General features: G+C 71.2%; 20 protein-coding genes, 1 tRNA gene, 1 other RNA gene and 1 pseudogene. 10 read left to right on the forward strand and 13 right to left on the reverse strand.

What is annotated here, in order from left to right; genetic code table 11:
• Position 1: 1 nt before the first annotated feature.
• From nuoE to ABIE38_RS09525, 7 genes are all read right to left on the reverse strand, one after another.
• The gene (nuoE, locus tag ABIE38_RS09495; RefSeq protein ID WP_354055701.1) at positions 2 to 796 is read right to left on the reverse strand and encodes an NADH-quinone oxidoreductase subunit NuoE; all 795 of its coding nucleotides are present in this window, start codon (positions 794 to 796) and stop codon (positions 2 to 4) included.
• Positions 793 to 2,097 carry an NADH dehydrogenase (quinone) subunit D gene (gene nuoD / locus ABIE38_RS09500; RefSeq protein WP_354055703.1) on the reverse strand — a complete coding sequence of 435 codons (1,305 nt, stop codon included), beginning with the start codon at positions 2,095 to 2,097 and terminating at the stop codon, positions 793 to 795. The genes nuoE and nuoD overlap by 4 nt, the downstream gene beginning before the upstream one ends.
• Complete coding sequence (locus tag ABIE38_RS09505; protein WP_502914767.1) at positions 2,097 to 2,732, reverse strand: NADH-quinone oxidoreductase subunit C; 636 nt, start codon at positions 2,730 to 2,732, stop codon at positions 2,097 to 2,099. The genes nuoD and ABIE38_RS09505 overlap by 1 nt, the downstream gene beginning before the upstream one ends.
• 86 nt (positions 2,733 to 2,818) lie before the next feature.
• On the reverse strand, positions 2,819 to 3,373 hold the full coding sequence (locus tag ABIE38_RS09510; protein ID WP_354055706.1) for a NuoB/complex I 20 kDa subunit family protein: 555 nt from the start codon (positions 3,371 to 3,373) through the stop codon (positions 2,819 to 2,821).
• Between the two features lie 25 nt (positions 3,374 to 3,398).
• The gene (locus tag ABIE38_RS09515; protein WP_354055708.1) at positions 3,399 to 3,758 is read right to left on the reverse strand and encodes an NADH-quinone oxidoreductase subunit A; all 360 of its coding nucleotides are present in this window, start codon (positions 3,756 to 3,758) and stop codon (positions 3,399 to 3,401) included.
• Between the two features lie 231 nt (positions 3,759 to 3,989).
• Positions 3,990 to 4,403 (reverse strand): Rv3143 family two-component system response regulator, encoded by a 414-nt coding sequence (locus ABIE38_RS09520; RefSeq protein WP_502914768.1) that lies wholly within the window; start codon positions 4,401 to 4,403, stop codon positions 3,990 to 3,992.
• Positions 4,404 to 4,519: 116 nt separating this feature from the next.
• Positions 4,520 to 4,607, reverse strand: a tRNA-Ser gene (locus ABIE38_RS09525).
• 106 nt (positions 4,608 to 4,713) lie between these two features.
• Here ABIE38_RS09525 and ffs point away from each other — a divergent pair.
• The 5 genes and pseudogenes from ffs to recR form a co-directional block, all read left to right on the forward strand.
• An RNA gene (ffs, locus tag ABIE38_RS09530) (signal recognition particle sRNA small type) lies at positions 4,714 to 4,808 on the forward strand.
• 47 nt (positions 4,809 to 4,855) lie between these two features.
• Entirely contained in the window at positions 4,856 to 6,127 is a 1,272-nt protein-coding gene (locus ABIE38_RS09535; protein WP_354055710.1) for an aspartate aminotransferase type Ic, read from the forward strand.
• 506 nt (positions 6,128 to 6,633) lie between these two features.
• Positions 6,634 to 9,201, forward strand: a complete 2,568-nt coding sequence (locus ABIE38_RS09540; RefSeq protein WP_354055711.1) for a DNA polymerase III subunit gamma and tau — start codon at positions 6,634 to 6,636, stop codon at positions 9,199 to 9,201.
• A gap of 113 nt (positions 9,202 to 9,314) precedes the next feature.
• Positions 9,315 to 9,650: a YbaB/EbfC family nucleoid-associated protein gene (locus ABIE38_RS09545; protein WP_095717156.1), complete on the forward strand. Its 336-nt coding sequence runs from the start codon at positions 9,315 to 9,317 to the stop codon at positions 9,648 to 9,650.
• A gap of 82 nt (positions 9,651 to 9,732) precedes the next feature.
• Positions 9,733 to 10,338, forward strand: a pseudogene (gene recR, locus ABIE38_RS09550) (recombination mediator RecR); the annotation flags it as partial.
• 156 nt (positions 10,339 to 10,494) lie between these two features.
• Here the strand turns inward: recR and ABIE38_RS09555 are convergent.
• Complete coding sequence (locus ABIE38_RS09555; RefSeq protein WP_354055713.1) at positions 10,495 to 11,424, reverse strand: amidohydrolase family protein; 930 nt, start codon at positions 11,422 to 11,424, stop codon at positions 10,495 to 10,497.
• Positions 11,425 to 11,648: 224 nt separating this feature from the next.
• Here ABIE38_RS09555 and ABIE38_RS09560 point away from each other — a divergent pair, with 224 nt between their 5' ends.
• Positions 11,649 to 12,362 (forward strand): ArsR/SmtB family transcription factor, encoded by a 714-nt coding sequence (locus tag ABIE38_RS09560; protein ID WP_354055715.1) that lies wholly within the window; start codon positions 11,649 to 11,651, stop codon positions 12,360 to 12,362.
• Positions 12,355 to 13,119 carry an SRPBCC family protein gene (locus ABIE38_RS09565; protein WP_354055717.1) on the forward strand — a complete coding sequence of 255 codons (765 nt, stop codon included), beginning with the start codon at positions 12,355 to 12,357 and terminating at the stop codon, positions 13,117 to 13,119. The genes ABIE38_RS09560 and ABIE38_RS09565 overlap by 8 nt, the downstream gene beginning before the upstream one ends.
• 28 nt (positions 13,120 to 13,147) lie before the next feature.
• Here ABIE38_RS09565 and ABIE38_RS09570 read toward each other — a convergent pair whose 3' ends face one another.
• The 3 genes from ABIE38_RS09570 to ABIE38_RS09580 are packed head-to-tail and all read right to left on the reverse strand — an operon-like array spanning position 13,148 to position 16,344.
• Complete coding sequence (locus tag ABIE38_RS09570; protein ID WP_354055719.1) at positions 13,148 to 13,957, reverse strand: type 1 glutamine amidotransferase; 810 nt, start codon at positions 13,955 to 13,957, stop codon at positions 13,148 to 13,150.
• Positions 13,954 to 15,246, reverse strand: coding sequence for a MurT ligase domain-containing protein (locus ABIE38_RS09575; protein ID WP_354055721.1), 1,293 nt, complete (start codon positions 15,244 to 15,246; stop codon positions 13,954 to 13,956). Before ABIE38_RS09575 ends, ABIE38_RS09570 begins: the two co-directional genes overlap by 4 nt.
• Before the next feature lie 27 nt (positions 15,247 to 15,273).
• Positions 15,274 to 16,344 carry a serine hydrolase gene (locus tag ABIE38_RS09580; RefSeq protein WP_354055723.1) on the reverse strand — a complete coding sequence of 357 codons (1,071 nt, stop codon included), beginning with the start codon at positions 16,342 to 16,344 and terminating at the stop codon, positions 15,274 to 15,276.
• Positions 16,345 to 16,557: 213 nt separating this feature from the next.
• Here ABIE38_RS09580 and ABIE38_RS09585 point away from each other — a divergent pair, with 213 nt between their 5' ends.
• The 3 genes from ABIE38_RS09585 (at position 16,558) to ABIE38_RS09595 (ending at position 19,412) form a co-directional block, all read left to right on the forward strand.
• Entirely contained in the window at positions 16,558 to 17,499 is a 942-nt protein-coding gene (locus tag ABIE38_RS09585; RefSeq protein ID WP_354055725.1) for an exonuclease domain-containing protein, read from the forward strand.
• Positions 17,500 to 17,612: 113 nt separating this feature from the next.
• Positions 17,613 to 18,974 (forward strand): aspartate aminotransferase family protein, encoded by a 1,362-nt coding sequence (locus tag ABIE38_RS09590; protein ID WP_354055727.1) that lies wholly within the window; start codon positions 17,613 to 17,615, stop codon positions 18,972 to 18,974.
• Positions 18,975 to 18,980: 6 nt separating this feature from the next.
• The gene (locus tag ABIE38_RS09595; protein ID WP_354055728.1) at positions 18,981 to 19,412 is read left to right on the forward strand and encodes a phage holin family protein; all 432 of its coding nucleotides are present in this window, start codon (positions 18,981 to 18,983) and stop codon (positions 19,410 to 19,412) included.
• Positions 19,413 to 19,586: 174 nt separating this feature from the next.
• On the opposite strand, the gene ABIE38_RS09600 is transcribed toward ABIE38_RS09595, so the two are convergent.
• Positions 19,587 to 20,744, reverse strand: a complete 1,158-nt coding sequence (locus ABIE38_RS09600; protein ID WP_354055730.1) for a glycerophosphodiester phosphodiesterase family protein — start codon at positions 20,742 to 20,744, stop codon at positions 19,587 to 19,589.
• Between the two features lie 322 nt (positions 20,745 to 21,066).
• Complete coding sequence (locus ABIE38_RS09605) at positions 21,067 to 22,167, reverse strand: peptidoglycan recognition protein family protein (RefSeq protein WP_354055732.1); 1,101 nt, start codon at positions 22,165 to 22,167, stop codon at positions 21,067 to 21,069.
• Positions 22,168 to 22,508 lie beyond the last annotated feature (341 nt).

The raw sequence follows: 22,508 nt of genomic DNA on the forward strand, positions 1-22,508 counted from the left end.
GTCAGGCCTCCTCGTCGGTGGGGGCGGAGGGCTGGGGCCCGGATGTGTCGGCGTGGGTATCGGGCGCGTCGGGCGCCCGCATCCCGGCAGCCTTCGCGGTACGCAGACCGGTCAGGGTGGGCCCGCCCGGCGCGCCGTCATTGGCGCCGGGGCGCGGGTCGGGGAAACCCGCGAGGATGCGGGCGGTCTCGCGGAAGGTGCACAGCGGGGCGCCACGGGTGGGGGTCACCGACCGCCCGGCCCGCAGGTCGTCGACGACCCGCCGGGCCGAGGCGGGGGTCTGGTCGTCGAAGAACTCCCAATTGACCATCACCACCGGGGCGTAGTCGCAGGCGGCGTTGCACTCGATGTGCTCCAGGGTCACCCGGCCGTCGTCCGTGGTGCCGGGTCCGTCGAGGTCCAGGTGGTCGGCGAGTGAGGCGAGGATCTCGTCGCCGCCCATCACCGCGCAGAGCGTGTTGGTGCACACCCCCACCAGGTAGTCGCCCGTCGGCGTGCGGCGGTACATCGAGTAGAATGTCGCCGCCGCCATCACCTCGGCCGCGGTCAGGTCGAGCACCCCGGCACAGAACTCGATGCCGGCCGGGGTGATGTGACCGTCCTCGGCCTGCACGAGGTGCAGCAGCGGGAGCAGCGCCGACCTGTCCTGCGGGTAGCGGGCCACGATCACGGCGGCATCGGCGGCCAACCGCTCCCGGACCTCGTCCGGATACGTCCGCCGTGCGCCCGGGTGGACGATCGCGCCCGGTTCGTCGGGCTTCTGACCGAACTGGAGGAAGACCGGCTCGCGGCTCATCGGTCCACACCCCCCATCACCGGGTCGATGCTGGCGACGGCGGCGATCACGTCGGCGAGCATCCCGCCCTCGCACATCGCGGCCACCGCCTGCAGGTTGGTGAACGACGGGTCGCGGTAGTGGACGCGGTACGGGCGGGTGCCGCCGTCCGAGACCATGTGCACTCCCAGTTCGCCGCGGGGCGACTCGACCGGCACGTATACCTGTCCCGGGGGCACCGCGAACCCCTCGGTGACCAGCTTGAAGTGATGTATCAGGGCCTCCATCGAGCTGTCCATGATGTGGCGGACGTGCTCGGCGGAGTTGCCCAGGCCGTCGGGGCCCACCTTGAGCTGGGCGGGCCACGCGATCTTGGGGTCGTCGACCATCACCGGGCCGGGTTCGAGCCGGTCCAGGCACTGCTCGACGATCTTCAGCGACTCCTTCATCTCGTCCACGCGTATGACGAACCGGTCGTAGCAGTCGCTGCCCGACCCGGTCACCACGTCGAACTCGTAGGTCTCGTACCCGCAGTACGGATCGGTCCGGCGCACGTCGTGGGGCAACCCACTGGCCCGCAGTACCGGTCCTGTCACCCCGAGGGCGATGCACCCGGTCAGGTCGAGGTAACCCACGCCCTCGAGCCGCATCTTCCAGATCGGGTTCTGACGCAGGAGGAGCTCCATCTCGCGGATGCGCCCGGGCATCACGTCCAGGAGTTCGCGCACTTTGGGCACGGCCTCGTCCGGGAGGTCCTGGACCACCCCGCCGGGCCGGACGTAGGCGTGGTTCATCCGCAGACCGGTGATGATCTCGAAGACGTCCAGGACCATCTCCCGCTCGCGGAAGCCGAACAGCATGGGGGTACTGGCGCCGAGCTCGAGGGCGCCGGTGGCGAGCGCGACCATGTGCGAGGAGATCCGGTTGAGCTCCATGAGCATCACCCGGATGACCGACGCCCGCTCCGGGATCTGATCGGTGATCCCGAGCAGCCGCTCCACCCCGAGGCAGTAGGCGACCTCGTTGAACAGCGGCGAGAGGTAGTCCATCCGGGTGACGAAGGTGACGCCCTGGGTCCAGTAGCGGTACTCGAGATTCTTCTCGATGCCGGTGTGCAGGTAGCCGATCCCGCAGCTCGCGCGGGTGACGGTCTCGCCCTCGATCTCGAGGATGAGCCGCAGTACCCCGTGGGTGGACGGGTGCTGGGGGCCCATGTTGACGACGATGCGGTCGTCGTCGGCGTTCCGTGCCGCGTCGCTGATCGCCTCCCAGTCCTGCCCGGTCGCGGTGAGGACGGTGTCCGAGTCGGTTCTGTCGGCCATCAGCTGTAGGCCCTCCGCTGGTCCGGGGGCGGGATGGTCGCGCCCTTGTACTGCACGGGGATACCGCCGAGCGGGTAGTCCTTGCGCTGCGGGTGGCCCTCCCAGTCGTCAGGCATCTGGATGCGGGTGAGTGAGGGGTGTCCGTCGAAGTGGACGCCGAAGAAGTCGTAGGTCTCCCGCTCGTGCCAGTCGGTGGTCGGGTAGACCCTGGTCAGGGACGGGATGTGCGGATCGGAATCGGGGGCCGAGACCTCCAGCAGCAACCGGCGGTTGTGGGTGATCGACTGGAGCGGATACACCACGTGGAGTTCGTGGCCCGCGGCGTCGGGGTAGTGCACCCCGCTCGCCCCGAGCGACATCTCGAAGCGGAGTGTGGGGTCGTCCCGGAGCGTCAGCGCGACCGCCGGCAGATGTCGGCGTCGGACGTGCAGGGTCAGCTGCCCGCCGTGCACCACGATCTTCTCCACCGCCTCGTCGAAGGTCGGTCCGCCCCGCGACGCCAGTGCGGCGGTGAGCGCGGCGACCACCTCGTCGTCGTCCCCTCCGTCGGGCGGCCGGGTACCGCCCGGCATGTCGACGGGGCGCACGAGCCCGCCGAACCCGGAGGTGTCCCCGGAACCTCGCACCCCGAACATGCCGTGGCGGACCCCGACCGTGGTCGGGTCGGATCCGGTCGGGCCCGCGGGGTCGGGGGCATCGGCCGGGACCGGACGGTCGCCGGTCACCGGAACATCCCCTCGACGGGGATGAGCGGACGCTGGTCCAGGGCCGCCTGCTCCGCCGCGCGGACGGCCTCGGCCCGGTTGGCGCCGAGGGGCATGTCCTGGATCTTGTCGTGCAGGGTGATGATCGCGTGCATGAGCATCTCGGGCCGCGGGGGGCATCCGGGCAGGTAGATGTCCACGGGGACGACGTGGTCGACACCCTGGACGATCGCGTAGTTGTTGAACATCCCGCCCGAGGACGCGCACACGCCCATCGCCAGCACCCACTTGGGTTCGGCCATCTGGTCGTACACCTGACGCAGGACCGGGGCCATTTTCTGGCTGACGCGGCCGGCGACGATCATCAGATCGGCCTGGCGGGGGGAGGCCCGGAACACCTCGGTCCCGAACCGGGCCAGGTCGTAGCGTCCACCACTGGTGGCCATCATCTCGATGGCACAGCACGCCAGTCCGAAGGTGGCGGGCCAGAGCGACCCCTTGCGCATGTAGCCCGCGAGTTGCTCGACCGTGGTCAGCAGGAACCCGCTCGGCAGTTTCTCTTCCAGTCCCATGACTGTCTCCTCCTCCCGGTTCCGGTCAGTCCCAGCTCAGTCCGCCCCGACGCCACTCGTAGGCGTAGGCGACGGAGACGTTGAGGACGAACAGGGCCATCGCGGCCAGTCCGAACAGCCCGAGGTTGTCGAAGTGGACGGCCCACGGATAGAGGAAGAGGATCTCGATGCCGAAGATGATGAACAGCATCGCGGTGAGGTAGTACTTCACCGGGAACCGTCCGCCGCCGACCGGCTGCGGGGTGGGCTGGATGCCGCACTCGTAGGCCTCGAGTTTCGACCTGTTGAACCGGCTCGGGCCGGCCAGCGAGGAGACCAGGGAGGAGAAGACGGCAAAGGCGACGGCGACGGCTCCGAGAGCCAGGATCGGCACGTACTCGTTCATCGCGTCACTCCTCGCGCGTTCCTCGGGAAGGCACCTGTGGGCAGACTTCTCCTGCAACCGCATGGGATCGTCGGCGACCGTGGTGGTGGGTTCACGGCCCGCCGTCTCCCTGTCGGATCCGGGTGTCCCGGTCCTCGACTGTGACTCTACTCACATTGCTTTGACGTGTGCCTGGACTTTCGGCAGGCGATCTGCGGCGGTCCGTGGCGGCTTTCCGTGTCGGCCCGGAGCTCAGGCCGGCGCGAGGAGCGAGGTGACCGTGTCCCGCAGGCGCAGCGGGTCGATCGGGTGCGGGACCGACGCGTCGGCCCGGGACCAGTCGGCCAGCCACCGGTCGTCCGCGCGTCCGAGCAGTACGAGGATCGGCGGCGTGTGGTCGAGCTCGTCGCGCAGCTGCTTGGCCAGACCCAGCCCGCCGGTGGGGGCGGCCTCGCCGTCGAGGATCGCGAGGCCGATCCCCCCGGCGTCCATGTGCTCGATCACCACCGGCGCCGTGGCGACCTCGGTGAACTGCAGTCGGGGGAGGTCGGGGTGCGGGCGCGTGCCCAGTGCGGACATGACGCGGCCGCGGGTCGCGGCGTCGTGGCTGTAGACGAGCACCCGCAGCTCGACGTCCGGACTGGTGATCTGGGTCACGTCCGCGATGCTACCGAGCGGGCTCGGCGCCGGTGCGGGTTGCGGTGGACGCGACTCGTGGTGCGGCGAGGGCCGGGAAATGGGAGACGCGGCCCGGGCTCGAGAGCACCGGGCCGCGTCTGCGGCGGAGGATAGGGGATTTGAACCCCTGAGGGGCTATAAACCCCAACCCGCGTTCCAGGCGAGCGCCATAGGCCACTAGGCGAATCCTCCGTGGACGAGAGTACCCAGCGCGGCCAACCACTGGCAAACCATCCGGGAATCACCGGCCACATCCCGGGCTGCGTGCAGCGGCGGAGGCGGCACGGCTAGACTCGTCACCGGACCCCGCGCGGCGTCCATCCTGTGAACTCCCCCAGGGCCGGAAGGCAGCAAGGGTCAGCGGGCTCTGGCGGGTGCGCGGGGTCCCTTTACGTCTGGGTACACACACCACCGACGATGTCGACCCCCCGGAGGCCACTATGGCGCTGTCCGATCTCTCCGCCGACGAACTGACCCGACTCGAATCGGAGTTGTCGTCCGAGTACGACACGCTCGCCGACCGGGGGCTGTCCCTGGACCTGACCCGCGGCAAGCCGTCGCCGGAGCAGCTGGACCTCTCCGAGCGACTCCTGGCGCTGCCGGGGGAGGGCGACCACAACGCCGGCACGACCGACGTCCGTAACTACGGCGGCGGCGCCGGTCTGCCGGAGCTCCGCGGGATCATCGCCGAACTGCTGGGGGTGGACGCCGGCCGAGTGATCGCCCAGGACAACGCGAGCCTGTCGATCATGTACGACCTGCTGACGTTCTCGATGCTGTTCGGTACGCCCGACTCGGAGCGTCCGTGGAAGGACGAGCCGAAGCTCCGCTGGTTGTGCCCGGTCCCCGGGTACGACCGGCACTTCGGCATCACCGAGGCCCTCGGTATCGAGATGATCCCCGTGACGATGGGGCAGGACGGTCCGGACATGGACGAGGTGGAGCACCTCGTCGCCACGGACCCGTCGATCAAGGGCATGTGGTGTGTGCCGATCTACTCCAACCCGACCGGCACCGTCTACAGCGACCACACCGTGTCCCGGCTGGCCCGCATGGCCGCGGCCGCCCCGGACTTCCGGGTGATCTGGGACAACGCCTACGTGGTCCACACGCTGACCGAGGACTTCCCCAAGGTGCCCGATGTGGATTCGCTGGCCGCCGAGGCCGGGCACCCCAATCGGTTCCTGCAGGTGTGTTCGACGTCCAAGATCACCTTCGCCGGGGCGGGCGTGTCGTTCCTGTCGGCCTCCGAGGCCAACCTCGACTGGTACCTGGGGCACACCGGGATCCGGTCGATCGGCCCCAACAAGGTCAACCAGTTGGCCCACGCGCGCTTCTTCGGTGACGCCGACGGGGTACGGGACCACATGCAGAAGCACCGCGAGATCGTGGCCCCGAAGTTCGAGGCGGCCGCCGCCGCGCTGGACCGGAGGCTCGGCGGGTACGACGTGGCCCGCTGGACGAGTCCCGAGGGCGGGTACTTCATCGACCTCGAGGTGCCGGACGGCACCGCCACGGAGACCGTCCGCCTGGCCAAGGAGGTCGGGGTCGCGCTGACCCCGGCCGGTTCGGCCTATCCGTACGGGCAGGATCCCGACGATCGGCACATCCGTCTGGCCCCCACGTTGCCGCCACTGGTCGAGGTCGAGACGGCGATGGACGTGGTGGGGCTGTGCGCGCTGCTCGCCGCGAGCCGCGATGCGCGAAACTGATGTAACAGCACCTCCCCCTTCGTTAATCACCGTCCCCCGAGGAACGCCAGCGCTGCGCGCCTGCGTATGCCCTCCGGCTCGGTTCGCCACGCCGCTTTCACCTGCGAGACGTGCCCGGACGTGATCTACAACACGTTCCCATTTGGTGGGCGTGCCGAAGCGGACCGCGGCGGTGGCGCTGACGTGCACGTATGTCGGCCGCCGCATAGTTGAGCAATAGTCAACGAAGGGAGGTCCTTGATCCCCGCAGGTCGGCATGGTTGTATCTCTACCGTCCGGACCCCACAAGGGATCGGGCACCGGAGTGCGGCTGAGGGGCTGCGAGGGGCCGGTGCTTCGATCCTGGTCCGGAACCGCGCCGCGAGGGTCTGAGGGGGCCCGCACCGCCGCGCGAGGGACGTCGGGAGGGGCTGCGGAGACGCGGCCCCTCCGGTCATTTCCGGAGGTAGTGTCCCGGGACGCGGAGGGCGGACCTCGTCGTCGTACCCCCTGGGTACCCTCTACACGTGGCCCTCTATCGGAAGTACCGCCCCGCCTCCTTCGCCGAGGTCGTGGGCCAGGAGCACGTCACCGAACCGCTGTCGGTGGCCCTGTCCTCCGGTCGCATCAACCACGCCTATCTCTTCTCCGGCCCGCGCGGGTGCGGCAAGACCTCGTCCGCCCGCATCCTCGCCCGGTCGCTGAACTGCGTGGAGGGACCCACGGCCACGCCGTGCGGGGAGTGCGACTCGTGTGTGGCCCTGGCGCCCGGGGGTACGGGCACGCTCGACGTCACCGAGCTCGACGCGGCCAGCCACGGCGGCGTGGACGACACCCGGGACCTGCGCGAACGGGCGTTCTTCGCGCCGGCGTCGTCGAGGTACCGGGTGCTCATCATCGACGAGGCGCACATGGTCACCAATGCGGGCTTCAACGCCTTGCTCAAGATCGTGGAGGAGCCGCCGGAGCACCTGATCTTCATCTTCGCCACCACCGAGCCGGAGAAGGTGCTGCCGACCATCCGCTCGCGGACGCATCACTACCCGTTCCGTCTGCTCACGCCGTCGTCGATGCGCGGGCTGGTCGAGCGGATCAGCGAGCAAGAGGGGGTGAAGGTCGAACCCACGGTCTTCCCCCTGGTCATCCGGGCGGGTGGCGGGTCGCCGCGTGACACGTTGAGCGTGCTGGATCAGCTGATGGCCGGCGCCGGCGAGGACGGCATCACCTATCCGCGGGCGGTGAGCCTGCTGGGGGCCACCGAGGTCGCGTTGATCGACGACACCGTGGACGCGCTCGCCGCGGGGGACGGGGCGACGCTGTTCCGGACCGTCGACAAGGTCATCGAGGCCGGGCTGGATCCCCGCCGGTTCGCCGCGGACCTGCTCCAGCGGTTGCGGGACCTGATCATGGTGCAGTCGGTGCCGCAGGCCATCGAGCGCGGGCTGGTCGACGCCCCGGTCGAACAGGCCGACACCATGCGGCGCCAGGCCGAGAACATCGGGCCCGCAACCCTCGCGCGGTGTGCGGACATGGTGCACGAGGGGATGGGGTCGATGCGCGGCGCCACCTCGCCCAGGCTGCTGCTGGAGATCCTCTGCGCCAAGCTGCTCCTGCCCTCAGCCGACGACTCGATGATCGCGCTGCTGCAGCGAGTCGAGGCGCTGGAGTCGGGCACCGCGCCGGCGGTCACCGCCCCGCCCGACGGGGCCCGAGTTCGCGACGGGGGTCCGGCCGGAGCGGGTGGGGCTTCGCCGGACGACGACGAAGGGCGCCCCGGCCCGGGCGGCGCACCCGGCACGCAGTCTCCGCCCCAGGCGGAGGGGCGGCCGAAGTTCGTGCGCCGATCCCAGACACAACCCGCCGAGCCGCAGGAGCCGCAGGGGGACGCGGCGACTCGGCAGCCGCCCGCGCCCGCCGCACCCGCGCCCGCGCCGGTTGCGCACGACCCCGCGCCGCATTCGCGCGAACCCGAGCCCGCGGCCCGGCCGGTACAGGCCACGCCCGATGGATCGGCCGTGCCCGCCGAGTCCGTCGCGCAGCAACTGGCAGAGAACCAGCGATCGACCGGTGGTCCCTCGGTTCCCGACCCCGCGCCGCGCGACGCCGCACCCGAGCCTGCCGCGGACGTGCCCTCCGACGTGAACGCGGGCCCCGCGACCCCGCCTCAGGCCGCGCCCGCGGAACCCGAAGAGTCACGATCCTCCGCAATCCGGTCTGCCCCTGTCGAGTCCCCACGGGCGCCCGCGTCCGAGTCCGCGCCCTCACCCGAGTCGGCGCCCGCCGCGGAACCGATCGCGGACCCGTGGCGGGAGCCTGGAGCGGCACAGGACCAGTCGCAGGACCGGGGCCAGGACCATCCGCAGCCCGCGACCGGGGCTCGGCCGGGGCCTGCCGTGGAGCCCGGGCCTGAGCCTGAGCCCGCCGCCGCTGCCTCCACCACCGCTGCCCCCGGCATGGAGGCCGAGGACATCCGTCGCGCGTGGCCGGCGATCCGCGACGCGGTCCGCAGGAGGACCCGCACCGTCGAGGTGATGCTCGCCGGCGCGACGGTCGCCGGGGTCGACGGCCGGGTCATCCACCTCGTCCATGACTACGCCCCGCTGGCCAAGCGACTGTCCCAGCCGCACAACGCCACCGCGATCACCGACTCGGTCACCGAGGTGGTGGGCGGTGACTGGACCATTCGCTGCACCTCGGGTGGAGCCGCGGCCACCGCGGCGGGCGGTGCCCCGGCGCCCGCTCCTGCCCGTGGCGCGGCCCCGGCGCCAGCGGACGCGCCCGGGAGCGCGCAGCAACCCGAACCCCAGGGGTGGCAGCGCCGGCTACGCGGCGGTGACGGCGGTCAGGGTGCGGGATACGGGCGCTCCGGCGAGGCCGGTGCGCCCGGTGGCGGTTACGACGACATCCCGCCGCCGCCCGAGGAGCCCGAGCCGGAGGCCGGGGGACCCGACGGTCCGCCACCACCCCCGGTGAGCGAGGAGGAGATGGTGGACGAGGCCCGCAGCGGGCCGCAGAACATCGATCACCGGACCGGCGAGGACATCGCTCTCCAGTTGCTCAGAGAGCACCTCGGGGCTCGACCGCTCGAGCGCTGAGCGGCCCGGCCCGCCGCGCGGCGGGGCACGCTGTCCGATGGTGCGGTTACCCTGGGTTCCGACCGACCGGGGCCGCCCCGGCTTAGATGAGGCACCAGCCGAAAGGACCCCCCATGCAGCCCGGACCCGACATGAACGCCCTCCTCGAGCAGGCACAGCAGATGCAGGCCCAGCTCGCCCAGGCGCAGCAGGAGATCGCCGCGAGCACGGTCGACGGCCAGGCCGGTGGCGGACTCGTCACCGTCACCATGCGCGGCACGGGCGAGGTCACCGGTGTCACGGTGGACCCCAAGGTCGTGGACCCCGAGGACATCGAGACCCTCCAGGATCTGCTCGTCGGTGCGTTCGGCGACGCCCACACCAAGGTCCAGCAGCTCGCGGAGTCGCGGCTCGGCCCGCTGGCCTCCGGCGGCGGCCTCGGCGACATGATGGGCGGCCTGGGCATGTGAGCCCGGCGGGACCCGGGGAGCTCCGGGACCCGCCACCCGGCGTCGAATCCGTCGCCGGGAACGACACAGCACAGGAACGGCGATGTACGAGGGACCAGTCCAGAACCTGATCGACGAGTTCGGCAAGCTGCCGGGCGTCGGTCCGAAGTCCGCGCAGCGGCTGGCCTTCCACCTCCTGCAGGCGGAACCGGAGTCGGTGGAGCGGCTGCGTTCCGCGCTGCAGGCGGTGGTCGACGGCGTCACGTACTGCGAGGTCTGCGGCACGGTGTCGGCGGCCGAACGCTGCCGCATCTGCTCCGACCCGCGGCGCGACCCCACGCTCATCTGTGTGGTGGAGGAGCCCAAGGACATCGAGGCCATCGAGCGCACCCGCGAGTTCCGCGGGCTCTACCACGTGCTCGGTGGCGCGCTCGATCCCATCAACGGCATCGGGCCCAACGAGCTGCGCATCGCCGGCCTGATTAGGCGGGTCGGGGAGGAGTTCGAGGGCGAGGAGATCGCGGAGATCATCATCGCGACCGACCCCAACACCACCGGCGAGGCCACCTCCACATACCTGGCCAGATTGCTGCGGCCGTTCCCCGAACTCGTGGTGAGCCGCTTGGCCTCGGGCCTGCCCATGGGCGCGGATCTCGAGTTCGCCGACGAGCTGACCCTGGGCAGCGCCCTGTCCGGCCGCCGCATCCTGTCAGGCGGCCCCTCCCAGCCCGCGCGGTCGGGAGGCGTGCTCCGTCCCGAGCAGAGTGAGCCACGGACCCCCCGGCCGTTCCCCGAACCGTCTCCCGAACCGGCAGAGCAGCGAATGCAGGGAGCGGACAGTGACGCGGCGGGCCGGACCGGTCTGTCAGAGGTCGAAGAGCCTCGCGGCGTTCCCGTGCCACACCGCCCGTAGCCAGTCGTCGCCCATCCCCAGTCCCGCCAGGGCGTCGAGTTGGTGCGCGAACGGGTAGGGGATGTTGGGGAAGTCGGTCCCCAGCAGGATCTTGTGCCCCAGATCGGCGAGCCGCCCGCGCTCTGAGGCCGGGAACGGGCTGATCTCCTCGACGAAGTCGGTGAACGCCATGGTGGTGTCCAGGTAGACGCCGCTGTACCGCTCGGCCAGGTCCAGGAACTCCGAGTACTCACCCATGCCCATGTGGGCGATGATCAACGGGAGATCCGGGAACCGCTCGAGAACGTCCGCGACCGGCTCCGGGCCCGTGAAGGGGCCCGCCACGGGGCCGCTGCCGCAGTGGATCACCGTGGGCACCTGCGACTCCGCGAGTTGGCCCCACACCGGGTCCAACAGCGGATCGCGAGGGTCGTACTCGCCCACCTGGATGTGCGACTTGAACACCCGGGCCCCGGCCTCGATCGCGTCCCGGACATAGTCGCCCGCGGTCGGCTCGGGAAAGAAGGTCGCGGTGTGTAGGCAGTCGGGGTGCCGAGAGGCGAAGTCCGCCGACCACGAGTTGAGCCACGCCCCCATGTCCGCCTTGTGTGGATAGAGCATCGACGAGAACGCCAGCACCCCGTACGACCTCAGGCGGGCGACGCGCTCGTCCTCGGCCTCCCGATAGGTGATCGGCCACGTCCGGCCGATCTTGGGGCCGGCGGCGTCGAAGTAGTCCCACACCTTGGCCATCACCCGGTCGGGCATGAAATGCGTGTGGACGTCGATGATTCCCGGAAGACCCAGCGGCTCCCACAGGGCGCGTACCTGTGCCGCCTCGTGCGCGGGATCAGGAGGGGTCACGGAGCCGGCGAGGGTGGCGGTGCCGTGGTGGATACACATGGATCCGAGCGTAGGCGAGCGCTGCCAAACGGCCGGCTGATCGGGTTCGGCACGGGGGCGTCCACCCCCGGGTCATGACCGCTGTGACAGCACGCCCCCCGGGTCATCACCGCCCGGGAGCACTCACCCCGAGCGTAGGAGATCGGGCCGGCGAGCAGGTCTCGCCTGTCGAGCGCCGACGAAAAGATTCTTCTTGACAACATTGTTTGTCGGTAGGAGGCTGGATGCCACACAACGGGAGGGCCGGGGGCATGCAGGACATCGGAGTGATCGACAGCGCCGAGGTGGCGACTGCTGCCCTGGCCCCGATCCGCACGCGCCTGTTGGCCGAACTCTCGGAGCCGGCGTCAGCCACCACGCTCGCCGCCCGCCTGGGTGTGCCGAGGCAGAAGCTCAACTACCACCTGCGGCAGCTCGAGAAGCACGGGCTGGTGGAACTGGTCGAGGAGCGACGGCGGGGGAACGTCCACGAACGGATCCTGAGGGCCTCGTCGTCGTCGTACGTCGTCTCTCCCGGGGTGATGGGACGGACCCAGCCGGCCGTCGGCGCCGACCGCGACCGGGCGTCCCCACGGTGGCTGCTCGCGCTGACCTCGCGCATGGTGCGCGAGGTGGGTGACCTGATCGTCGGGGCGCGTCGGACCGGCAAGCGGGTCGGGACGTTCGGTCTCGACGGCGAGGTGTGCTTTGCCACCCCGGCGGACCGCGCGGCGTTCGCGGACGAACTCACCGACGCGGTCACCAGGCTCGTGTCCAAGTACCACGACGACTCCTCCGATGGGGGCCGCCGACACCGGCTCATCGTGGGGATGCACGCCGTCCCACCGGGGAGCGCCGACACCGCCGGGAGCGCCGGGCCGTCCGAGCGCGCTGACTCATCTGGCAGCGACCCAACCGAGAGCGACCCATCTGAGAGTGAGGAGAGAAACGATGTCTGACCAGCACAAGCGGATCGAGAAGTCCATCGAGCTCGACGCCACCCCGGAGGAGGTGTGGGAGGCCGTCGCCACCGGTGAGGGGATGGCGTGCTGGTTCGTGCCGCACCGGTTCGACCCGCCGGAGGGAGGAGTCGGCGCCCGCGTCGTGTCCGACTTCGGATCCGGCAACGTCTCGGAGGCCACGGTTCGGGAGTGGGAGCCCGGGCGACGGTACTCGTCCTCTGCGGACGGCCAGCCCCAGGTCGTGGAGTTCCTCGTCGAGGGCAGGGACGGCGGCGGAGCCGTGCTGCGGCTCATCCACAGCGGAATCACCGGCGAGGACTGGGAGGCCGAGTACCACAGCCACGGCTGGGACGGCTTCCTGGAGAATCTCCGCCGCTACTTCGACCACTTCCGCGGTCTGCCGCCGACCACCGTGTCGATCATCGCGTTCACCGACCTCGACAAGGACGGCATCTGGGCGCGGTTCGACGACGCACTGGGCATCGACCGACAGCCGGCGGTCGGCGACACCGTGCGCCTGACACCCGACGGGCTCGACCCGATCGACGGCGTCGTGGAGGTGGCCGAACCGGGAAACCTGGGCATCCGTAGCAATAGTGGCGCCCACTTCTTCAGCGGGGACGGGGCATGGGGCATGGTCACCGTCGTCCACTACTACTTCGGCGAGGAATTCGACCGCGACGCGCTCACCGCCGGGTGGCAGCGCTGGACCGACTCGCTGTTCCCGCAGCCGGCCGCCCCACCGACGGACTGACAGCCCCCGCTGGCGGACCGGGCAGGGGTCAACGGCGGGCGGCCGCCAGGCGTTCGCGGCGCAGCTGCTCGACCGCCGGCACCTCGACGGGCGGCAGCGAGTCCACGCCGAGCGCGCGGCTCAGCAGCAGGTCCGCCAGCTCGGGATTCCGCGCGAGCACCGGGCCGTGCATGTAGGTCGCGATCATCGACCCCTGCACCACCCCCTCGACCCGCCCGCCGGCGCGCGCGGGCTCGCCGGCCGGGACGCCGTTGCCCACACCCGAGGTGGCGCGTCCGAGCGGGGCCGCATCGGGGCCCAGCACGGTGGCGCCCATGTGGTTCTCGAAGCCGGTCAGGGTCTGGGTGAGCCCGGCCAGCTGCGGCTCCACCACCAGCTCGCCGATCGAGCGGGTGGCCTGCGGCGAGGTGGTCACGTCGAGCAGGCCCAACCCCGGAGCACGGGAGCCGTCGGCCACCATGAACCACTCGCCGAACACCTGCATCCCGGCGCAGATCGCCAGCACCGGCACCCCGCGCGCGACGGCCCGCTGCACACCGGGCGACCCCGACAGGTGCCGGGACGCGAGCTTCTGGGCGGTGTCCTCGCCCCCGCCCACCGTGTAGATGTCGCACGAGTCGGGAACGGCGTCGTCGAGGGTGATGCGGACGATCTCGGCGTCGTACCCGCGCCACCTCAGGCGCTGGCGCAGGATCAGGGAGTTGCCGTCGTCGCCGTAGGTGCCCATGACGTCGGGCAGCACCAGGCCGATGCGCACGGTCGACTCGGTGGGCCGCGGGGAATCGGGGGAGACGGTGTCGAGCGGTGAGGCGGAGGCCCCGGCGTCGCGGTCGGTCATCGCTGCTGCTCCTTCCGGGCGGCGATCGCGCGTCCGAGGTCGCGGAACGCGGTGTAGTTGGCCAGCACCTCGACCCGTCCGGGCGGGCACCGCCTGATCGCGGTCAACGGGTCGGGCTCGAGTCGGTGCTCGACCCCGGCGTAGCTCAGGCGCACCGACAGGTCCGCGGCGCGCTCACCGGAGGCGTACACGGACACGCCCTCGAAGCTCTCGAAGCGCACGTCCCACAACCACGACAGGTCCACGCCGTCGGCGACCTGCCCGTTGACCGCGATCACCAGGCCGTCTGCCGAGGTGTCGATCATGCCGAGCGCCTCCTGCCAGCCGGCCGGGTTCTTGGCCAGCAGCAGGTGCGCGGCGCGGCCGTCCACGTCCACTGTCGAGTAGCGGCCCGCCACGTCGTCGACGCCCTCGACGGCCCGGACCGCGGCCGCGGGATCGGCGCCCATCGCCACGGCCGCGGCCACGGCCTGGGCGGCGTTGCCGCGGTTGGCCCGCCCCGGGATGGCCAGACTCATGGGCGCGGTGAAGCCGTCGGGCCCGTGGATCGCGTCCTCGGTGACCCACCAGTCCGGCTCGGGCCGGGCGAACCGCCGCCCGTCGGGCAGGGTGCCCTTCGCCTGCCAGCGCACGGCGCCGGTCTCGTCGACCGTGCGGGTGATCGGCTCGCCGGTCCGCGGGCAGCTCACCGAGTCGCCCGCCCACGCGTTGCCGGCCGCCACCCACACCACCGACGGGTTGTCGAAGGCGACGGAGGTGATCATCACGTCGTCGCAGTTGGCCACCACCGTGGCCTGCGGCTGCGCTGCCACCCCGGCCCGCAGCCGCCGCTCGATGGAGTTGATCTCACCGACCCGGTCCAGCTGGTCGCGGCTCAGGTTGAGCAGGACGATCGCCTCGGGGTGGGTGTTCTCCGCGACCGCCGGGGTGTGCAGCTCGTCCACCTCGATCGCCGCGAGCGGGGCCGCCCGGTCGGCGCCGAGCGCGGAGACGATCCCGGCGTCCATGTTGTCGCCGTTGGCGTTGGAGGCCACCGGGGCGACCGTCGACAGCGCGGAGGCGACCATCCTCGTCGTCGTCGACTTGCCGTTGGTCCCGGTGACCAGCACCGTCCGCCGCCCGGCGGCGAGCTGGGACATCAGGCCGGGGTCCAGCTTGAGCGCGACCAGCCCGCCGATCATCCCGCCCGACCCGCGGCCGGACACCCGCGAGGCCCACGTGGCCAGACGGGAGACGGCCACGGCTGCGCGGCCACGGGGGGTCAGAGCGGAGTGCGCGCGGGAACTCATGCGACGAGTCTAGGCAGGGGCGCCCGCTCAGAAACGCGCCGCACCGCCGAGCGCCCGCGCCACGTCCCGACCCAGCCCGGCGATCACCTCGTCCGGTGTGTCCCACGGCCCGGCCGCGGTGCCGATCACGGCGATCGCGTACCGGCCGGAGGTGGTGTTGACCACGGCGATGTCGTGGGACTCGGAGTCGGTCTCGCCGGTCTTGTTGGCGGTGGACCCCGCGGGCAGGTGGGCCGGGAGCTTCCACAACCGCTCCTGGTCGCTCATCAGACCGAGCACGATCCGGGCGACCGCGGGCGAGGTCAGGGCCTCGCTGCCGGACGCGCGACCGTCGGCGGCCCGGACCAACTCGGTCAGGTACTCCACGCTGCCGCGGGCGCTGACCCGGCTCCAGTCGCCGGTCCACTCCCAGCGGAAGGCGCCGCCGGTGTGGAACTCGTCGGCCAGGTCCACCCTGTCGGCCACGTCGTTGATCGCCTCGATCGGGTCGTCGGTGTCGGGCGCCTCCGGGCCCTCGACGGAGAGGTCGTAGAGCAGGTTCGCGGCCTCGTTGTCCGAGACGGCGACGGCCTGCTCCAGCAGGTCACCGAGGGTGCCGTAGGGGGTCTCGGCAATGGGGTCGGCGTCCCAGGCCTCGAGCGCGGCCACCGCGTACGCCACCTTGATCACCGAAGCCGCGTAGCGGGGCTCGTCGTCGCCCGAGCACACGACGCGCTCATCCGGCGAGTCGATCGCCAGGACGCACGCCGCCAGCTGGTGGCCCGCTTCCCCCGCCTCGGTCACCGCCCCGGACAGCAGCGGGCCCACTTCTCGCCAGCCGGACGGGACCGGCCGCATGCGGTGGGCGGTGTCCTCCACGCGGCCGTCGGGCACGGAGGTGGAGGGCTGGGCCGAGGCGGGACGGGTGCTGGCCGACGCCGTGTCCGGGCTCCCCAGCTCGGTCCCCGGAGCGGTCATCGCCACGCCCAGCAGCGCCGCGAGGCACAGCGCGCCGTAACCGCCCGCGGCCAGTCGGAACAGCCGCCGGGTACGCCGTTGCGCCCGCACCGGCGCGTCCCGCAGGCGAGCGGCGGGGGTGTCCGACCGGTACCGCGCCACGGGCTCTCCTGGGTCTGGCCGGACCGGCGGTGGCCGGCGCTCTGAGCTGTCGGCCTCGACAGTAGTCCGCCGACGCGACCCGGCGGAATCGGGCAGATGGACGGCAGGTGGCGGGAAAAGCGGCTGGGAAGCCGGAGATGTCGGGGCGGTCTGCCACGATAGGCGGACGCGGGCAGAGGTGGTCGGCCCGGGCGGCACGGGAGACGGGGTGGCATGAGCGGCTGGGTGGTGGTGGACGTCGAGACGTCCGGGATGAGGCCGTCGGTCGACCGGGTGCTGTCGGTGGCGGCGGTGGTGATCGACGACGACGGCGAGGTGGTCGAGGAGTTCGCGACCCTGCTCAACCCCGGGGTCGATCCGGGGCCGGTCCACGTGCACGGCCTCACCCCGGCTCTGCTCGCGGGCAAACCCCGCTACGCCGACGTGGCCGCGGACCTGGCCCGGGTGCTCGACGGCCGCACCGTGGTGGCCCACAACGCCACGTTCGACGCGTCCTTCCTGGCCTCGGAGGCGCGGCGGGCCGGACTCGAGCCGCCGCTGGAGCGGTTCCTGTGCACCCTGGACTTCGCGGGCCGGCTGCACCTGTCCACCGCCGACCTCAAGCTGGTCACGCTCGCCGCGCACTTCGGGGTGGAGCAGCGGGCCGCGCACGACGCCCACGACGACGCCCTGGTCCTGGCCGGGGTGTTCTCGGGGATGCTGCAGGTGGCCGCGGCCAAGGACGTGCAGCCGTCGGTGCGCGAGCTCGAGGGCATGCTGGCGGACCCGGTGACCGGCTTCCTGGTCTCGCGCGTGTGGGCCGATGCCCTCGCGGCGCCCAGGCTCTGGCGGCCGGCCGGGCGGCTGAAGCGTGGCGGCGGGCTGGTGCAGGGCATGGAGGTGGTCTTCACGCAGGACGTGGACCGCGACCCGGAGGAGATCGCCGGCCTCGTCGTCGACTCGGGTCTCTACCTGGCCGACCGCATCTCCTCCCGCACCTCGCTGGCCGTGTGCGACGCCCCCGGCGCGGTCCGGGGCCGCGCGGCGTTCGCCCGCAAGAAGGGGCTCGAACTGGTCCCGTTCGCCCGATTCGAGGAGATGCTCGCCGACGTGGCGCCCGGGCGGCCCGTCGCGGGCGCCCAGGCGGTGGACAGCGCGCAGGAGGCGCTCTTCTGACGCGTGGCTGCTGACGCGCGCGTTCCGCATCGTGGGGCGCCGGTCCGGGAGGGCGCCGCGGAACTGACATGATGGGCTGCGGCCCACGTCGTCGACAACAGGAGTACCGTCCCGTGCCCGCACCCCAGAACGCCGCCGCCCGCGAGGTCTACGAGAAGGAGCGGGCCCACGTCCTGACCCCGTGGTCCGCCTGGGGCGCCAGCGACCCGATGGTCGTCACCGCCGCAGAGGGCTGCCACCTCACCGACGGCGACGGCAACCGCCTGCTCGACTTCACCTCCCAGCTGGTCAACACCAACATCGGCCACCAGCACCCCGTGGTGGTCAAGGCCATCCAGGACCAGGCCGCCGACCTGTGCACCATCAACCCCGCGCACGCCAACGCCGCCCGGGCCGAGGCCGCCCGGCTGGTCGCCGAGGTCGCCCCCGCCGGCATGAACCGCGTGTTCTTCACCAACGCCGGCACCGAGGCCGTCGAGCACGCCGTCCGCATGGCGCGCCGCCACACCGGCCGACACAAGACCCTCTCTGCGTTCCGCAGCTACCACGGCGCCACCACCACCTCCATGAACCTCACCGGCGACGCCCGCCGCTGGGCCAACGACCACGGCAACACCGGCGCCGTGCACTTCCACGCGCCCTACCTGTACCGGTCGCAGTTCTACGCCGAGAACGAGAAGCAGGAGTGCGACCGCGCACTCGAGCACCTGGACTCGCTCATCGCGCTGGAGGGCCCGGACCACTTCGCGGCCCTGATCATCGAGTCGGTGCCCGGCACGGTCGGGATCATGGTGCCGCCGGCCGACTACCTGCGCGGTGTGCGCGAGATCTGCGACAAGTACGGGATCGTCATGATCTGCGACGAGGTCATGTCCGGCTTCGGCCGCACCGGTGCCTGGCTGGCCCTGGACAACTTCCGGTCCGGAGACGACGACTGGGCCCCCGACCTCATCACCTTTGCCAAGGGCTCCAACTCCGGCTACGTCCCGCTCGGCGGGGTGATCCTGCACGACCGGATCGCCGCGTCTTTCGAGAACACCCCCTACACCGGTGGCCTGACCTACGCCGGGCACCCGCTCGCCTGCGCCTCCGTGGTGGCCACGATCAACCTGATGCGGGACGAGAGGATCGTCGAGAACGCCCGCACGATCGGCGAGGACGTGATCGGTCCGCGCCTGCGCGAGCTCGCTGAGAAGCACCCGTCGATCGGCGAGGTCCGCGGCCTGGGAGTGTTCTGGGCCGTGGAGATGGTGGCCGACCGCGAGACACGCGAGCCCCTCGCCCCCTACGGTGGGACATCGGAGGCCATGGCCAGGACCTTCGCCGCCGCCAAGTCCGACGGCGTGCTGTTGTTCATGAACTACAACCGATTCCACATCGTTCCGCCCTGCATCATCACGGCCGACGAGGCGAACGCGGGGCTCGACGTGTTCGACCGCGCACTCGATGTGGCCGATTCCTATGTGGGGAGCTGACCGGACATGGCGCTGATACTGGGCCTGATCGTCAACGCCGTCGCCCTGTGGGTGGCGACTCTGATCGTGCCGGGGATCTCCCTGTACGAGACCGCCGGTGTCGCCGACATGGACGCCGGCGCCATCGACAACGAGGTGAGCGTGCCGACCATCGCGGCGCTGCTCATCGTGGCCGTGGTGTTCACGCTGATCAACGCGGTGGTCAAGCCGATCGTGCAGCTGCTCTCGCTGCCGCTGACCATCCTCACGCTGGGGCTGTTCCTGCTGGTGATCAACGCGCTGATGCTCATGCTCACCAGCTGGGTCACCACGACGTTCCAGCTGTTCGGAGCCGAGTACCAGGTGAGTGGGTTCTGGGCGGCGTTCTTCGGGGCGATCGTGATCGGCCTGGTCAACTGGGTGCTCGGCATGGTGATCCCCACGCGCGCCCGCGACTGAGGCCCGGCCCGCCGCACGCGCCGGCGACTGAAGCCCGGCCCGCCCGTCGCCGCTCACGCGCGCCCCGCAGGCCGCCCCGCCCGTCGCGCCAACGAGAAGAGCGTTCCGCACACATCGCCCGAGTGGGGGTGTGCGGAACGCTCTTCTCGTTGGTGCGGCGGCCCCGGGGTCAGCTCACCCCGCGGTGGCGTACTGCCGCGGAAGCGCCCGGCCCCGCTCCGCCATGATGTCCCGGAGCAGGTTCGGGTAGTCGGTGATGATCCCGTCGACGCCGATGTCCATGAGGTACTCCATGGTCGGAACGTTGTTCACCGTCCACGGGATGATCCTCAGCCCGTGCGAGTGCGCGCTCTGGACCATCTTCTCCGTGACGTACGCCCGGCAGGCACTCTCGCCGACCGTGCAGCTCTGGTCCGGGTACGTGGCGACCGGCGAATAGGCAACCACCCCGTCGATGGACGCCGCAGCGGCCACGCCGTCACCGTTGAAGTCCGCGATGTCGATCCCCCCGAGCCACGGTGAGGGCGCCTCGGAGTCGATGCCGAGGAAGTCGTGGTTCGTCAGGGCGACGAGCGGCAGTCTCGGGGCGAGCTCGTGCATCGCCATCAATGCGCCCCAGTCGAACGACTGGACGGTGATCTGCTGCTCGAGACCCGAGTTCGCGATCTCCTCGTGCACCGCTGAGACGAACTCCTCGCGCGGTGCGGTCTGGTCCGGGGCTCCGGCCTCCACCTTCGTCTCGATGTTCATCCACACCCCGTCCCGCCCGTCGGCCCCGTGGGCCTTGACGAGGTCGAAGAGTTCGGAGAGGAGCATCATCCTCTCGCCCGGGTGTGTCTGCTGGTCGGGGTAACCGGGACGACGGAGCGAACCACAGTCGAGCGTCCGGACCTGCTCGAGCGTGAGCTGGTGGATGTAGTTGTCCATGTAGGGGAACAGCGGGTCGTCCTCCACGACAGGCGCGGTGTCCTGGCAGACGTCGGCCCGGGGGCGTCGGTCGTGCGTGACTACCACCGCGCCGTCGGCGGTGACCTGGGTATCGAGTTCCAGGGTGCTCACACCCAGTTCGAGTGCAGCCGAGAAGGCCTGCGGGGAGCTCTCGACGTGAAGGCCCACGCCGCCGCGGTGTGCCTGGAGATCGAAGTCGCGCTCACCGGCACCGAGCGAACCGAGGACGTCGAGTGAGCCCGCCGGTGCGTCGGCGCCCAGTGCGCCCGCCGTCGCCCCGCCGAGTGATCCGGTCGCCGCTGTGGCCACGGTCAAGGACGAGGCGGTGAGGAGACAGCCGAGGGCGGTGGCGCCGACCGTGAAGAGGGCACGTGTGATGAGCATGGGAACCTCGCCGGAAGTGGTGTCGGCATGCCGGGAGAAGTCCCGGGTGCCACTTGCCGGCGTGACGTTATGCGGCGTCGTCTACGGGCGGTTCGACCCGGGGTGAACGCAGGATGACGGCTAGGACAGCCCTTCGGCGGGGATCGGCCACCCCGCGCACGAACCACCCCGCGCACGAGCCACCCCCGCGCCCGCGCACGAGCCACCCCGCACACGAGCCACCCCGCGCCCCGCACACGAGAAGAGCGTTCCGCACACATCGCCCGAGTGGGGGTGTGCGGAACGCTCTTCTCGATGGGAGGGCGGGTTCGTCAGACGAGGCTCAGGAGCCGAAGACGGCCGAGGAGACCGCGTTCGGGGCCCAGCCGCGCGCGGCGGTGTCGCGGATGAACTGCATCTGCGGGTAGAACGAGTTGCCCGGGCAGGCGGTCCCGCCCCAGTCGCGGTGGCCCGAGACGGCCGGCATGTTTCGCGTGGCCCCACCCTGCGGGTTGCGGTAGGTGATGCCGCCGCGCGGGTTGATGCCGGTGGTCGAACAGAGGGCACGGACGCAGTCGATGGTCGCACCCACGGCGGCGGGGGTCGGCGGTGCTCCGGTGAAGTCGCCCAGCACGCAGATGCCGATATTGCCGTTGTTGACGCCGCCTGTGTGGCCCGCGGTGACCACCGGCGGAGCGATGCCGGCGACCGGGGGCACCTGAAAGACCGGGGTGCCGCCGACGGTTCCGCCGCGGCCCTGGTAGATGCGGCCCTCGGGGTCGATGAGCAGGTGGTACCCGACGTCGCCCCAGCCCAGCGTGTTGGCGTGGTAGTTGTAGATCGCGCGCACACTCGCGGCGCGGTCCGGTCCGACGGGCGAGGCCGTGTGGTGGATCGTGATCGCCTGTGCCGGGAAGAACTGCGGCGCCCAGCGGTTCCCCGAGACGTCACCGGGGCCCCATGCCGCCCGAGGGATGATCGGCAGGCCGAGCGTTCCGACGCTGCCCAGGCTGTAGTTTCGCGGTGCAGCCCGGCCGTCGTCGAACGCGGTGGCGCGGGCGCCCGCGGGTGCGTCGACCTCGTAGCCCACGGAGCCCTGCGGCGCGGCGACGAGATCGGACGCGGGAGTGCTACCGCTGTCCGGGGCGGAGTCCATCGCCTCGAGCGGGATCCAGTCGCCCACCGAACCATCGGGGAACGCGAAGCGGATCCGGCCGGCGATTTCCTCGGCGCTGGGGAAGGTGACCCCCACGTAGCCGAGCGGGCCGTTCGGCTGGATCATCCCGCTGCCGGTCGGGACCGACTTGAGCAGGTCCTGGGCCATGCCGAGGGAACCGGTGTCGAACGGGTTGGCCCCGGCGAGGGGACCACGGACGGAGGAGGCGACTGCGACGCCCACCCCGACTGACGCGGCGGTGAGAAACCCACGGCGTGAAACGGGCATAAGGGGGTACTCCAGACTTGTACTGCAGAAACTGACGCCTGGCATATCGGCGCGATCGACCGCCACATTACGCGCTCGACGTAATCAAATCGAGACCTTCGTTACCGGAGTGATATATGTGACGAGTGAGGCTCATGAGGCGGATCCGAAGCCTCTCCTAGGGGAATCCGCGGGCCCCACGCCGGGCCACGGGCCTACTCGGTCGCCGCTCACGCACGCCCCGCAGGCCACCCCGCAAGCCGCCCCGCCCAACGAGAAGAGCGTCCCGCACACCCCGCTCTCGGGCGATATGTGCGGAACGCTCTTGTCGACGGAGCCGGCCCCTGGGAGCAGCCCCCGGC

Origin of the sequence: Dietzia sp. 2505 (assembly GCF_040546785.1) — a bacterium.
Taxonomy (GTDB): Bacteria; Actinomycetota; Actinomycetes; order Mycobacteriales; family Mycobacteriaceae; genus Dietzia.